This is a genomic window from Streptomyces sp. NPDC026417 (assembly GCF_055567695.1).
The window spans coordinates 77,565-91,779 of sequence record NZ_JBVHPY010000023.1; the positions used below are offsets into that span (position 1 = coordinate 77,565).

Here is a 14,215-nt window from a genome sequence, read left to right on the forward strand (position 1 = left end):
ACCCCCCCCCCCCCCCCCCCCCCCCCCCCCCCCCCCCCCCCCCCCCCCCCCCCCCCCCCCCCCCCCCCCCCCCCCCCCCCCCCCCCGCTGCGGGGGGTCAGGACGGAATCCAGGCCCGCCACGTCGACTCGTGCGAGCGGACCCATTTCGCCGCCGCCTCCTGGGCCGACATCTTCTCGTTGGCGATCATCAGGGAGACCTCGTTCTGGTCCTCGGTCGTCCACTTGAAGTTCTTCAGGAACCGCGCCGCCTTGCCGCCGCTCTTCGCGAAGTCCGCGTTGAGGTACTTCTTGAGCGGGGTGTGCGGGTAGGCGCAGGCGACCTTCTCCGGGTCGGCGTCGCAGCCCTCCTTGTACGCGGGGAGCTTCACCTCCGTCATCGGCACCTTCTCGAAGAGCCACTGGGGCGAGTACCAGTAGGTGAGGAAGGGTTTCTTCTCCTTGGCGAACTGCTTGATCTGCGTGATCTGCGCCGCCTCGGACCCGGCGAACACGACCTGGTAGTCGAGCTTCAGGTTGTTCACCAGCGCCTTGTCGTTCGTGACGTAGGAGGGGGAGCCGTCGAGCAGCTGGCCCTTCCCGCCGCTCTCCGCGGTGCGCAGCCGGTCCGCGTACTTGTTCAGGTTCCTCCAGTCCTTGACGTCCGGGTGCTTCTCGGCGAAGTACGTGGGGACGTACCAGCCGATGTGTCCGGTGACCCCGAGGTCGCCCCCGCGGCTGATCGTCTTCTTGTCGTCGACGTACCGCTTCTCCTGCTCGGGGTGGCCCCAGTCCTCCAGGATCGCGTCGACCCGCCCCTGGCTGAGCGCGTCCCAGGCGGGGACCTCGTCGACCTGGACGGTGTCGACGCGGTAGCCCAGCTCGTGTTCGAGGAGGTACTGCGCGACGGCCTCGTTGGACTGCGCGCCCACCCAGGACTGCACCGACAGCGTCACCGTCTTCGCGCCCTGCGCGTTGGCGAACGGCGAGGCCTGCTTGGTCATGTCGGCGGCGCCGCAGCCGGTGGCCAGCACCAGCACCGTGAGCGCGGCCGTCGTGCGTGTCTTCGTCAGCGTGCGGGACATGTCACGCTCCCTTCTCGGCGCGGCGTTGCGTGGGCTGGGTGACCCGGTCGAGCATCAGGCCGAGGCAGACGATCGCCGCGCCGGCGACCAGTCCGGTGGCCAGGTCGCCCTGGGCGAGGCCGAACACGACGTCGTAGCCGAGCGCGCCACCGCCGACCAGGCCGCCGATGATGACGACGGCGAGGACCAGGACGACGCCCTGGTTGACGGCGAGGAGCAGGGCGGGGCGGGCCAGCGGGAGCTGGACCTGGCGCAGTTGCTGTCCGCTGGTGGCGCCGAGGGAGCGCGCGGCCTCCAGCGCGGCCGGGTCGACCGAGCGCAGGCCCTGCGTGGTGATGCGGACGACGGCGGGCAGCGCGTAGACGACGGCCGCGGCCACGGCGGGCGCCCGGCCGATGCCGAACAGCGCCACGACCGGGATCAGGTACACGAACTGCGGCATCGTCTGGAAGACGTCGAGGACGGGTCGCAGCACGCGTTCCACCCGCTCGCTGCGGGCCGCGGCGACGCCGGTCGCGAAGCCGATGACGAGGGTCACGGCGACCGCCGCGAGGACCTGCGACAGCGTGTCGAGGGACGGCTTCCAGACGCCGAGGACGCCGATCGCGGCCATCGCGAGGACGGCGGTGAGCGCGGTGCGCCAGGTGCCGATCAGCCAGGCGAGAGCGGTCACCAGCAGCAGCACCGACCACCAGGGCAGCCCTTGCAGCCCGTCCCGGAGCGGGTCGAGCACCCAGGTGGTGAAGTGGCCGGCCCAGTCGGCGGTGCCGCCGATGTAGGGGACCCCCGAGTACAGGTGGTCGGTCATCCAGTCGACGGCCTGGTTCACCGGCCCGGCTATGTGCACGATCCAGGCGTCGGGCCAGTCGAGGCGGCCCGCGAGGCGCCCGGCGACGGCCACGGCGACGACCGCCACGGCGGCGAAGGCGAGGTGCGGGCCCTTGGCCTCGGTGTGCGCGCCGAGCCGCTCCCCCGCGGCCCCGGTCACCCGGTCCAGGACGACCGCGAGCAGCACGATCGGGACACCGGCGGCGAGGGCGGCGCCCACGTCGACGGAGGCCAGGGCCTGGTAGACGCGGTCGCCGAGACCGCCGGCGCCGATCACGGAGGCGATGACCGCCATCGACAGCGCCATCATGATCGTCTGGTTGAGGCCGAGGAGCAGCTCCTTGCGGGCCAGTGGCAGCCGCGCGGTGAGCAGGCGCTGGCGGGCCGTGGCGCCGAGCGAGGCCACGGCCTCCATGACGCCGGTGTCGGCGCCGCGCAGACCGAGCGCGGTGAGCCGGGCCATGGGCGGGGCGGCGTACACGACGGTGGCCAGGACGGCCGCGGGGACACCGATGCCGAAGATCAGGACGACGGGCAGCAGGTACGCGAACGCGGGCAGCACCTGCATGGTGTCGAGGACCGGCCGCAGCGCCCGGAAGGTGCGGTCCGAGAGTCCCGCCGCCAGCCCGAGCAGCATGCCGAGGACGACGGAGACGAGCACGGCGACCACCATCAGCGCCAGTGTCTGCATGGTCGGCACCCACATGCCGAGCAGTCCGCAGGCGAGGAACGCGGCGGCCGTACCGAGGGCGAGCTTCACCCCGGCGGCCCGCCAGGCGACGGCGGCGGCCACGGCCGTGACACCGGCCCAGCCCGCGGCGAGCAGCACGAGGTAGACGGCGCGGACGCAGAGCACGACGGCGTTGCTGACGTAGCCGAAGAAGTACAGGAACAGCGGGTGGCTGTCCCGGTTGTCGATGATCCAGTCGCTGGTACGGCCGAGCGGCTCGGTCAGGTCGACGGTGAGCGCGTGCGGCCAACTGCCGCTCGACCAGCGGGAGTCGAGGACCGGCACGACGAGGGCGGCGACGGCGGCGAGCAGCAGGAGCTTGCCGGCGGCCCGGTGGCGCAGCAGGTTCCTGGCCCGGTCCGCCGCGCTCGTACGGCCGACGGGGGCGGTCACGCTGGCCATTACGCCGCCCCCTCCCGATCGGCGGGCGTGTCCGTGCCGGCCACCACTCCGAGCAGGGCCTCGGAGTCGACGACGCCGACGCACCGGCCCTCGTCGACCACGCGTGCCGCGCATCCGGAGCGCGCGACCGCCTCGATGGCCTCGGAGACGGTGGTCGCAGGGTTCACGGCCGGGCCGCGGCCGGCCTCGTCCGCGGACGCTGCACGCATCGCCGACCGGACGGTCATGACCTGCTCGCGGGGCACGTCGCGGACGAACTCGCGCACGTAGTCGTCGGCGGGCGAGCCGACGATCTCCTCGGGGGTGCCGAGCTGGACGATCCGGCCGTCGCGCATCAGGGCGATGCGGTCGCCGAGGCGCAGCGCCTCGTTCAGGTCGTGGGTGATGAAGACCATCGTGCGGCCCTCCTCGCGGTGCAGCCGGATGACCTCCTCCTGCATGTCGCGCCGGATCAGCGGGTCGAGCGCGCTGAACGGCTCGTCGAACAGCAAGACCTCGGGGTCGACGGCGAGCGCCCGGGCGAGCCCGACGCGCTGCTGCTGACCGCCGGAGAGCTGTCCGGGCCTGCGCTGCTCCATGCCTTCGAGGCCGACCTTGGCGACGACCTCGGCGGCCCGCTCGCGGCGTTCGGCGCGCGGGACGCCCTGGATCTCCAGGCCGTAGGCGACGTTGTCGAGGACGGAGCGGTGCGGCAGCAGACCGAAGTGCTGGAAGACCATCGCGGCCCGGTGGCGGCGCAGTTCGCGCAGCCGCCCGCGGTCCATGGCGAGCACGTCCTCGCCGTCGATGGAGAGTTCGCCCGAGGTCGGCTCGATGAGCCGGGTCAGGCAGCGCACCAGCGTGGACTTGCCGGAGCCGGACAGGCCCATGACGACGAAGACCTCGCCCTTGTGCACGTCGAAGCCGACGTCGCGGACGGCGGCCGTGCAGCCGGTGCGCTCGCGCAGGTCGGCGGCGGACAGCGCGGCGAGTTCGGGGTCGGCGGGAACGCGGTCGGCCTTGGGGCCGAAGACCTTCCACAGGTTGCGTACGGAGAAGACGGGGGACGCGCTCTGCGCGGTCCCGGGCGTCTCGGGGCTCTTCGGGGTGTCCAGGACGGTGCTCATCGGGCCTCGCCTCCCAGCAGGTCGGCACACTTTTCGCCGACCATGAGCACCCCGATCATGGGGTTCACGGCGGGCATGGTCGGGAAGACGGACGCGTCGGCGATCCGGATGCCGTCGAGTCCGCGGATGCGCAGCTCGGGGTCGACCACGGCGAGTTCGTCGGCCGGGTCGCCCATCCGGCAGGTGCCCGCCGGGTGGTACACGGTGTGCGCGACCTGCCGCGCGTACGCGCTGAGCTCCTCGTCTTCGGTGACGTCGGGGCCGGGGCACACCTCGCGCTTGAGCCAGCCGGCCAGCGGTTCGGTCTTGGCGATCTCGCGGGCGATCTTGATGCCGTCGACGAGGGTGCGGCCGTCGTGGTCGTCCTCGTCGGTGAAGTAGCGGAAGTCGAGGGCGGGCTTCTCGGCCGGGTCGGCGCTGGTCAGGTAGAGCCGTCCGCGGCTGTGCGGCTTGGGGATGTTCGGGGTCATCGAGACGCCGTGCTCGGGGCGTTCGTAGCCCAGCCGCTCCGGATTGTCCGTGAACGGGATCTGGTAGAAGTGGAACATCAGGTCGGGGCCCGGCTGTTGAGGGTCCCGGCGCACGAACAGGCCCGCGTCGGAGTCCATCGCGGAGTTCTCGGGGATGGGGCCGTTCGTCTCCCACACGATCACCGACTCCGGGTGGTCGAGCAGGTTCTCGCCGACACCGGGCAGGTCGAGCACGACGGGGATGCCGAGCCGTTCCAGGTCCTGCCTCGGGCCGATCCCGGAGTGCAGCAGCAGCCGCGGCGAGTCCACCGCGCCCGCGCACAGCAGAACCTCGTTCCTGGCCCGGACGAGGGTCTCCGTGCCGTCCTCGGCGCGGACGTGCACGCCCGTGGCGCGGGTGCCGTCGAGCTCCAGCCGGTACGCCCAGGTCTCCAGCAGGATCGTCAGGTTCGGCCGCCGGTCCATGACCGGGTGCAGGTACGCCACGGAAGCGCTGGAGCGCTTGTTGTTCTCGGGGTGGTAGGCGAGGTCGAAGAAGCCGACGCCCTCGGTGAACGGCTTCTTGTTGAAGCCCTCCACGCGCGGCACGCCGAGCGCGGCCCGGGCGGCGTCGACGAAGTCGCGGGCGATGGCGTTCCGGTCCTTCTCGTCCACCGGCACGATGTTGTTCAGGAGCCTGTCGTAGTACGGCTCCATCGGCGCCGCGCCCCAGCCCTCGGCGCCTGCCGCCTCCCACTCGTCCCAGTCGGACGGCAGCGGCTTGAACGCGATGAGCGTGTTGTGGGACGAGCACCCGCCGAGCACCCGGGCCCGGCTGTGCCGGATGTGCGAGTTTCCGCGTGGCTGCTCGGTGGTCGGGTAGTCGTAGTCCAGCTCCCCGCCGAGCAGGCCCATCCAGCGGCGCAGGGTGAGGACGTCCTCGCGGTCGACGTCGCTGGGGCCGCCCTCGATGACGGCGACGGTGACGTCCTCGTTCTCGGTCAGGCGGGACGCGATGACGGAGCCCGCGGTGCCGCCGCCGATGACGACGTAGTCGTACGTGTTCTCTTGCTCGGACATGAAGAGGTGCTCCTCCGGTCGTACAAGGTGCTGCGCGTAATCGGTCGTGGGATGCGCGGCGGTGGGGGGACGGTCTGGTCGGGGGTGCGCGCCGGTCTGGGGGGGGCGGTCCGGCTGGGGTGCGCGCCCCGGGCGGTCGGCTGGGCGGTGGGGGGCCGGCGTCAGCCGGCGAACCAGCGGACCGGCTTCGGCGCGAGGTTCTGGTAGACGTGCTTGGTCTCCCGGTACTCGGCGAGGCCCGCGGGGCCGAGCTCTCGTCCGACGCCGCTCTTGCCGAAGCCGCCCCACTCCGCCTGCGGGAGGTAGGGGTGGAAGTCGTTGATCCAGACGGTGCCGTGGCGCAGCCGGCCGGCGACCCGGCGGGCGCGGCCGGCGTCGGCGGTCCAGACGGCGCCGGCGAGTCCGTACTCGGTGTCGTTGGCGAGCGCGACGGCCTCGTCCTCCGTGCGGAAGGTCTCGACGGTGAGGACCGGGCCGAAGATCTCCTCGCGGACGACCCGCATCTCCCGGTGGCAGTGGTCCAGGACCGTCGGCTCGTAGAAGTAGCCGCCGGCGGGCCGGGCGTCGGACGGCTCGGGACGCTTGCCGCCGCTGCGCAGCACCGCACCCTCCGCCAGGGCGGACGCGACGTACGCCTCGGTCTTCGCGCGCTGCTGCTCGGAGACGAGGGGGCCGCATTCGACACCGTCCTCGGTGCCCCGGCCGAGCCTGATCTTCGCGGCGCGGGCGGCGAGTTCGGTGACGAACCGCTCCCGCACGGACTCCTCGACGATGAGCCGGGAGCCCGCCGAGCACACCTGGCCGCTGTGGATGAACGCGGCGTTGAGGGCCTGGTCGACGGCGGTGTCGAAGCCCTCGTCGGTCGCACAGGCGTCGGCGAAGACGACGTTGGGGTTCTTGCCGCCGAGTTCCAGCGCGACCTTCTTGACGGTCACGGCGGCGGCCTGCGCGACCTTCGTCCCGCTGATCAGGCCGCCGGTGAAGGAGACCAGGTCGACGTCGGGGTGCTCGGCGAGCCGGGCGCCGACGCTGTGGCCCGGGCCCGTGACGATGTTCGCGACCCCGTCGGGCAGTCCGGCCTCGACGAGCAGTTCCACGAGGGCGACCGTCGTCAGCGGAGTGATCTCACTCGGCTTGATCACGAAGGTGTTGCCGGCGGCGAGCGCCGGAGCGACCTTCCAACTGGCCTGGAGCAGCGGGTAGTTCCAGGGCGTGATCATGGCGCAGACACCGAGGGGCTCGTGCACGACGACACTGTGGACGTCGGCGGAGCCGGCGTCGACCACCCGGCCGCCGCCCTCCCCCACGACGAGATCGGCGAAGTAGCGGAAGGCGTCGGCGACGCAGTCGATGTCGACGCGTCCCTCCTCCACCGTCTTGCCCGCGTCGCGGCTCTCCAGCAGTCCGAGCTCCTCGCGGTCGCGGACCAGGAGATCGGCCACCCGGCGCAGCAGCGCGGCCCGGTCGGCGACGGGGGTGTGCGGCCACGGCCCTTCGTCGAAGGCCCGGCGGGCGGCCTCGACGGCGAGATCCACGTCCTGCTCGTCACCCTCCGCGACCACGGCGAACGGCTCGGCATCCGCGGGATCGAGGATCTCGCGCGTGGCGCGGGAGGCGGCCGCACGCCACTGTCCGCCCGCGTGAATGGTCTGCTGGGCCTGTCGTTCGGTCTGTCGCGCCATGATCGGCATTGCCTTCCGTTCCAGTTCCTGCCCCTGCGTCACACTGGGTCACCCTTGGGGGCCGTGAGCACCTGCCCATCCGCCCCTCATGCATGCGGCCCCCTGGCCGAAAGTGCCGGGTGTCACTGCGTAACCGCCAGAAATACGGACAAGACGCCCGCAAAGACGAACGATGCGCCCGGCCGGACCGGACCTCCCCGCACGGCTTCACCCGGCCGTGGACACGCCGTCTTTCCTTTGACTAGAGTCAAACAAATATGGAGCCAGTCTCAGGGGACGACGTGCGGGCGCTGCGCCGCTTCAACCGGTACTTCACCCGGCGGATCGGCGCGCTCGACGAGCACTGCCTCGGCCGCGAGCGGCCCCTCGGCGAGGCCCGGCTGCTGTCCGAGGTCGGGCACGGGACCGGGACCTCGCTGCGGGAGCTCAGGAGCAGGCTCGGCCTCGACGCCGGCTATCTGAGCCGGATGGTCAAGACGCTCCAGGCGCAGGGGCTGCTGCTGGTGACCGTGCATCCCGAGGACAGCCGGCTGCGGGTCGCCCGGCTCACGGACGCCGGGCACGCCGAGGTCGCCGAGCAGAACCGACGGGCCGACGGCCTCGCCGCGGGCCTCCTCCAAGGGCTCAGCGGGACGCAGCGCGGCGAGCTCACCGCCGCCGTCGCCGTCACCGAGCGGCTGCTGCGGCTCGCCGGGATCGCCGTCGACGTCGTCGACGGCGCCTCCAGGGACGCGCGGGCCTGCCTGGCCGCCTACGCCGCCGACCTCGACGCGCGGTTCCCGGAGGGCTTCGACCCCGCGGCCCTGGTGCGACCGGGCGAGGTGTCGGACCGCGCCGGTGCCTTCGTCGTGGCGTACGAGGAGGGGCAGCCGGTGGGCTGCGGGGCGCTGCGCCGGCTCGGCCGGGGCGTGGGCGAGATCCGCCACGTGTGGGTCCACCCCGGCGCGCGGCGGCTCGGTCTGGCCCGCAGGATCCTCCGGGAACTGGAGCGGCAGGCCGTCGACCGCGGGTTCGCCGCCGTACGCCTCGACACGCACGCCGTCCTCGCCGAGGCCACGGCCCTGTACCGGGCCTGCGGCTACACGGAGATCCCGCGCTACGACGACAACACCTGCGCCGCCCACTGGTTCGAGAAGCGGTTGCGCCGCGCGCCGGGCCGGCCGGCGCCCCGCGTCCCGGAGTGAGCGGGGGCGGCCGGGCCGGTCACGCGGTCGCGCAGACGGCACCCGTCGGACAGAAGGAGCTCAGCGCCATCCGGAACGGGGTGAGCACGTCGGTGCCCTCGGGGCCGATCGAGCGGATCGCGTACGCCGTACCGTCCGGCGCCTCGAAGCGGTGGTCGACGACCTCCGAGGCGCCGTCCTGCACGTCGTCGTAGCGGTAGCTGAGCTCGGCCCAGTCGGTGCCCGACTGCCGGTCCAAGACCCGATAGCCGGCGAGTTTGACGTCGAACCCGAAGGACGGGTCGTTCTCGGCCTGGAACAGCGAGTCCGCCGGGCTGGCCTCCATGAGCTCGAACAGTTCGAGCTCACCGCCACCGCCGGGGGACGTGTAGTGGACGACCGACGGCTTCCCCTTGCGCCGGTCCACCGTGCGGACCCAGCCCTCGGGCACGTCGACCGTGTAGCCGACGGTGTCCACCGACCGGCTGTAGCCAGGCGACGGGGACGTGGCGGGCGTGGGCGAAGCCGATTCCGCCGACGGTTCCCCGCCCTCGACACCCCCGGACACGTCCGAGCCCTGCGCCGAGGGAACGCCCTGGGTGGCCGTGACGGTGACGGACGACTGCGGCGCGTCGGAGCCCGCCCGGTCCGAGGAGTCGTCCCGGTTCAGCGCCCACACCCCGCCGCCCACGCCGCCGGCCAGGAGAGCCACGGCGACGATCACGAAGAGCAGCCGCTTCGCGGGGTCCGGCCGGGACGGCGGCGGACCGCCACCGGGCACCACCGGGGCACCCCAGGACTGCGGTTCCTGGTGCGGGGGATGAGGCTGCGGACGGGCGTGCGGTTGCGGCGGAGGCGGCGGCGGCAACTGCGGTGGGGTCAGGGCCGACTGGGTCTGCGCCGAGGCCCACCACTGCTGCTGCGGATCCCCGCCCGCGCTCCCGCCGGAGCCGTCTCCCTCCCCGCCGCGCACCGGACCGGCGCCCGGGGCGCCGGGCACCCCGCCGGCCGCCGGCCCGCCCGTTCCGTCGTCGTCCACCCACCGCTGGCGGTCCGCGTCCCACCGTTGTCGCATGTCGTCCCCCACTTCTCACCCCGCGATCCCGCGTGCCCCGGGGTTCCGGGCAGGCTCTGGAGGGTGTCGTTCGGATCAGCTCGGCTGATCCGAACAACGCTCCCTAGCCCGCCAGTTGCGCGATCGCCTGCACCACGGCCGCCGTCGACGCCAGACCGGCCACCGCTGCGGCGGCCGTCTCCAGACGCAGCCGCAACCGTCCGAGACGCTGCGGATCGGCGGCGCCGGTCCGTTCGATCTCCCCCTGTACGACCGCGAGTTCACCGTCCAGCTCGGTCGTCCCCGCCGACTCCGTGAGCAGCCGCAGATGGTCGCGCAGGGTGCGTACGGCGTCCAGCAGTGCCTCGGTCGTCCCGTCCGCCGCCGCACGCGGCGCCTCGTGGTACTCGGCCCTGCCGTGCTCGCCGAAGCTCACCGCACTGCGCGTGATCCGGTCGACCCGCCCTCCCGTGCCCTCGCTCATTCCGTGTCCCCTTCCCCGTAGACGGCACTGCCGCTGCCTGTCGTGACGGCGCTCCTGCTGATCCGGCCCACCGCGGTCCCGCCGCTCATCTGCCCGATGAACTGGCCGCCCGCGGCGACGTTGACGATGTTCTGCTCGAAGCTGCCGGTCTCGCAGCCGCTGCGCCGGAGCGCCTCGCGCACCCCGCTGGCGATGCGGTCCTCGACGGTCTTGATGTAGCGGCTGACGTCCATCTCCTGGAAGAGCGACAACCGGTCGGTGCTGCCCAGCTCCCGCACCGACAGCAACGGCGCGTCCGGCGGGGCCTGTTCGCGGTGGGCCATCCAGGTGTGCAGGCACTGCGCGAGCGTGCGGAGCGCCGAGATGCCGGCCACGACGTTCGTCGCGGGCCCGGACAGCACCGTCCGCACCGCCTCCCGCAGCGCATCGTCCTCGCTGCGGGCCGCGATGAGGTCGACGTGCCGGTACTCCTCCATGATCGGGCCCAGGACGTGCGGCACGACCTCGAGGACCAGCATCCGGCCCTGGGTGTGGACCCGGACCAGCACCGAGACCACCACCTGCTCGTTCCAGGCGCCGATCCTGACCCACAGGAAGTGGCGGCGCGCCTCGCCGCCCTCGTCGACCGCACCCTCGATGTGCATCCGGGCCGACTCGGCGTCGTACACGCCCTCGCTGCGGCCGACGCCCGAGGGCAGGTAGACGAACTCCTCGATCTCCAGGTCCTTCAGCCGGTCCCGGCTGGTCTTGGCCGCCGACTCGCGCAGCGCCTCCAGCTTGGGGCGGACCAGGTCGATGATCCGGCGGTTGGTCAGCTGCACGGGCGGGGCCGTCCCGTCCGGCGGCCCGTCGCCGCCTTCGGGACGGCCGTTGGAGTGCCCGTTCGGCGCGTGCCCGTTCGGCGCGTCCCCGTTCAGGGCCGGCCGGGGCTTCCTCGCCGGCGTGATCTCCATCGCGAACGACCAGGGCTCGTGCGGCTTCCCGGCCCCGACGAACGGCCGGTGGGCGTCGTAGAGCGCGACGTCGGCGTGCTGCTCGAAGCCGACGGCCCGGGCGACCCGGATCTGCCGCGCGTCCCCGGCGGGCGTCACGGGAGCGGTGCCGGGGAAGGCGTCGCGGGCGAGTTCCTTGCGCATGACCTCGGCCACGTGGGACCGGTGGACCCCGGTGGCGAAGGTGAGGGCGAGCGGAAAGAGCAGCGGGAACGGGTCCTCCGGGACCCGGTGCAGGGCGTAGCCCCAGTAGGCGAGTTCCAGGCACCGGGCGGCGATCGTCAGGCCCCAGGCCGTCGCCCGCCGGGGCAGCCGCAGCCGGGTCGACTCCGCGCGGGTCACCGCGTACATGGTCGTACCGCTGCCGGATGCCGCCCGCGCCAGGAAGAGCAGCACGCACACGGCCGCGTAGAACAGGACCGAGGTGGCCCCGACGAGCGCGCCGAGTCCGGCGAGACCCGGATCCAGGCCGCCGGCGGACACCACCTCGCTGCGCGCCAGGGCCGCCTCCACCGCGAAGAAGACGACCCAGATGCCGCCCAGGACGATCGCGGTCGAGACCTCCTGCCGGCGCGCCCGCAGGGCGTGCCCGAGCACGGAGACGACATCGACGCCGAGGGACGGCGCGGCCGGCCGCTCCTCGTGCCCGATGAGTTCGTCGATGACCCGCGCCCTGAACTCCGTGTCCAGATGGGCCCCGGCGCACAGCAGCCGAGTGGATTCGCTGTGCGCGTACTGCCGATTCGATCCCGTCATCGGGATCACCCCCGCCGTGTCTCCCCCGGCCCGGCCGGACAACCCCGGGCGGACCGTACGTCACGACGATAGCGAGGGTTACTCCCGTTGCAGGTGCGATGTACCCATAAAGCACATACGTTCGATACGTACTTTCCCTACGCATACGTCAGCCCCCACCGGACTGCGTTCCGGCGGGGGCTGACGGAGGATCAGGCGGGTGCGGCTCAGATCAGGCCGAGACCGCGGACCGCCTCGCGCTCCTCCTCGAGCTCCTTGACGGAGGCGTCGATGCGGGCGCGGGAGAACTCGTTGATGTCCAGGCCCTGGACGATCTCGTACGTGCCGTCCTTCGTGGTGACCGGGAAGGAGGAGATGAGCCCCTCCGGGACGCCGTAGGAGCCGTCCGACGGGATGCCCATGGAGGTCCAGTCGCCGTCCGCGGTGCCGTTGACCCACGTGTACACGTGGTCGATCGCGGCGTTGGCGGCGGAGGCGGCGGAGGACGCGCCGCGGGCCTCGATGATCGCGGCACCGCGCTTGGCGACGGTCGGGATGAAGTCGTCGGCGAGCCACTTCTCGTCGTTCACGGTCTCGGCGGCGTTCTTGCCGGCGACCGTGGCGTGGAAGATGTCCGGGTACTGCGTGGCGGAGTGGTTGCCCCAGATGGTCAGGCGCTTGATGTCGGCGACCGTGGAGCCCGTCTTCTTCGCCAGCTGCGTCAGCGCGCGGTTGTGGTCCAGGCGGGTCATCGCGGTGAAGCGCTCCGCCGGTACGTCCGGCGCGGCGGCCTGGGCGATCAGGGCGTTGGTGTTGGCCGGGTTGCCGACCACGAGGATCTTGACGTCGTCCGCGGCGTGGTCGTTGATGGCCTTGCCCTGGGGCTTGAAGATGCCGCCGTTGGCCTCCAGGAGGTCACCGCGCTCCATGCCCTTGGTGCGGGGGCGGGCGCCGACGAGCAGACCAACGTTGGTGCCGTCGAAGGCCACGTTCGGGTCGTCGGTGATGTCGATGCCCTGGAGGAGCGGGAAGGCGCAGTCGTCGAGCTCCATCGCCGTGCCCTCGGCGGCCTTGAGCGCCGGGGTGATCTCCAGCAGGCGCAGCTTGACCGGAACGTCAGCGCCGAGCAGCTGGCCGGAGGCGATGCGGAAGAGCAGTGCGTAGCCGATCTGGCCGGCCGCGCCGGTGACGGTGACGTTCACGGGAGTGCGGGTCATGGCGTTCTCCGTATGACAGCTGGCGGTGGGGCGTCCCTGCCCCGGGTGCAGGATCCCCGCCGCCGATTGGATGGCCGGCGCCGACCGCCGCAATGATCGATCAGGGGTACAGATGATCGATCTCTCGGCGTCAAGAGAGATCCGCCGTCAGGCTATCGCGCATCCGCGGCCCCGTACGGCCGGGTCTCGTGTGGCCCGTCCCACAGCCGCCGTTCAGGGCACAAAAGCGGCGACCGCCCGTCCGGGAGAGGGGGACGCGGCGGTCGCCGGGGGGATGTCCGGGGTGGTCCAGGAGGGGGTCTCGTGCTCCCGTACGCAACCGGATCCCGTGGGGGTACCGGCTCGCCTGCCCCGAGTCGCGCGACCCATGCCCCCGTACGGCGATGTTTTTCCGCACACCGGCGCGCGGGTCCGCACCCGCGCCGGTCTCCGCGCCCTCACGCCTACCGAGTGCAGCCCTCCCGCCCCGACTTGAGGGTCGCGCAGGCCTTCGCGTCCCCGGCGTCCCGCACCGCCACCATCGGCGTGTACGCGTCGTTGTCCGCGTCGACCGAGCCGGTCCGCTCGCCGGCCGCCGAGGACACCGCCACCTCGTCGCCCGGCGCCGCCTGCGTGATACGGCCCCAGGCGGCGCCGCAGGTCCTGCTGTAGCGAACCTCCACAAGGGCCGTGCCGACGGTGACGCTGGTGGTGGTCCTGGCCAGTTCGCCGCCGCAGTCCATCTTCTCCGGGTCCTTGCCGGTGCAGCCCTTGCCGCTGCACTTCACTCCGGCCGGCAGGTCGGGTTCGGTGCCCGCGGAATGTGCGGACCTGGTCGGTGAACCGGCGTTCTTCCCGTCCCCGTCGCCGTTCACGAGGAAGACGGCCGCGGCGACCACCACGAGCGCCCCGACGGTGCCCGCGACGTACATCGCGAGCCGCCGCCGGCGCGGTGCCCGGTCGGGTGAACCGCCGCTGTGCGGCCGGGCGTCGGCGGGTACCGCGCCTCCGCCCTGACCCGGCGCCGGTTCCGCCGGCCCGGCGGACGGATCCGTGGGCGCCGCCGGGCCGGGCGGCATGCCGGCGAGTCCCCACCCGCCGCCGCGCGCGGATCCGCCGGGCGCCGCCGCGCCGCCGCCGGGGGGGCGGGGGGGGGCCCCCCCCCCCCCCGAGGCCGCGGGCGAGCGCCCCCCCCCCCCCGCCCAAAGAGAGGGGGGTAACAGAGGGAACACCCCCAAGGGGGACCTCGGA

General features: G+C 72.9%; 11 protein-coding genes. 1 reads left to right on the plus strand and 10 read right to left on the minus strand.

Features of this window, described 5'->3' with window-relative positions:
- Nucleotides 1-97: 97 nt before the first annotated feature.
- From ACZ4NT_RS30750 to ACZ4NT_RS30770, 5 genes are all read right to left on the minus strand, one after another.
- The gene (locus ACZ4NT_RS30750; RefSeq protein WP_467728443.1) at nt 98-1,063 is read right to left on the minus strand and encodes an ABC transporter substrate-binding protein; all 966 of its coding nucleotides are present in this window, start codon (nt 1,061-1,063) and stop codon (nt 98-100) included.
- Between the two features lies 1 nt (nt 1,064).
- Nucleotides 1,065-3,023: an ABC transporter permease gene (locus tag ACZ4NT_RS30755; protein WP_467728444.1), complete on the minus strand. Its 1,959-nt coding sequence runs from the start codon at nt 3,021-3,023 to the stop codon at nt 1,065-1,067.
- Nucleotides 3,023-4,129 (minus strand): glycine betaine/L-proline ABC transporter ATP-binding protein, encoded by a 1,107-nt coding sequence (locus ACZ4NT_RS30760; protein ID WP_121405592.1) that lies wholly within the window; start codon nt 4,127-4,129, stop codon nt 3,023-3,025. The genes ACZ4NT_RS30755 and ACZ4NT_RS30760 overlap by 1 nt, the downstream gene beginning before the upstream one ends.
- Complete coding sequence (locus ACZ4NT_RS30765; RefSeq protein WP_121405591.1) at nt 4,126-5,658, minus strand: GMC oxidoreductase; 1,533 nt, start codon at nt 5,656-5,658, stop codon at nt 4,126-4,128. The genes ACZ4NT_RS30760 and ACZ4NT_RS30765 overlap by 4 nt, the downstream gene beginning before the upstream one ends.
- A 161-nt stretch (nt 5,659-5,819) precedes the next feature.
- On the minus strand, nt 5,820-7,340 hold the full coding sequence (locus ACZ4NT_RS30770) for an aldehyde dehydrogenase family protein (RefSeq protein WP_467728445.1): 1,521 nt from the start codon (nt 7,338-7,340) through the stop codon (nt 5,820-5,822).
- 257 nt (nt 7,341-7,597) lie between these two features.
- Between ACZ4NT_RS30770 and ACZ4NT_RS30775 the strand changes: the two genes are divergently transcribed.
- Entirely contained in the window at nt 7,598-8,524 is a 927-nt protein-coding gene (locus ACZ4NT_RS30775; RefSeq protein ID WP_121405590.1) for a helix-turn-helix domain-containing GNAT family N-acetyltransferase, read from the plus strand.
- Nucleotides 8,525-8,543: 19 nt separating this feature from the next.
- Here ACZ4NT_RS30775 and ACZ4NT_RS30780 read toward each other — a convergent pair whose 3' ends face one another.
- The 5 genes from ACZ4NT_RS30780 to ACZ4NT_RS30800 all read right to left on the minus strand — a co-directional run bounded on the left by ACZ4NT_RS30780 (nt 8,544) and on the right by ACZ4NT_RS30800 (nt 14,043).
- Nucleotides 8,544-9,578: a hypothetical protein gene (locus tag ACZ4NT_RS30780; RefSeq protein WP_147464386.1), complete on the minus strand. Its 1,035-nt coding sequence runs from the start codon at nt 9,576-9,578 to the stop codon at nt 8,544-8,546.
- Nucleotides 9,579-9,681: 103 nt separating this feature from the next.
- A complete protein-coding gene (locus tag ACZ4NT_RS30785; protein ID WP_467728446.1) occupies nt 9,682-10,041 on the minus strand; it encodes a hypothetical protein in 360 nt (119 codons plus the stop codon).
- Entirely contained in the window at nt 10,038-11,789 is a 1,752-nt protein-coding gene (locus ACZ4NT_RS30790) for a hypothetical protein (RefSeq protein ID WP_467728447.1), read from the minus strand. Before ACZ4NT_RS30790 ends, ACZ4NT_RS30785 begins: the two co-directional genes overlap by 4 nt.
- Nucleotides 11,790-11,995: 206 nt before the next feature.
- Nucleotides 11,996-12,985 (minus strand): malate dehydrogenase, encoded by a 990-nt coding sequence (locus ACZ4NT_RS30795; RefSeq protein ID WP_467728448.1) that lies wholly within the window; start codon nt 12,983-12,985, stop codon nt 11,996-11,998.
- A gap of 443 nt (nt 12,986-13,428) precedes the next feature.
- Nucleotides 13,429-14,043, minus strand: coding sequence for a DUF2690 domain-containing protein (locus ACZ4NT_RS30800; RefSeq protein WP_467728449.1), 615 nt, complete (start codon nt 14,041-14,043; stop codon nt 13,429-13,431).
- Nucleotides 14,044-14,215: the final 172 nt, after the last annotated feature.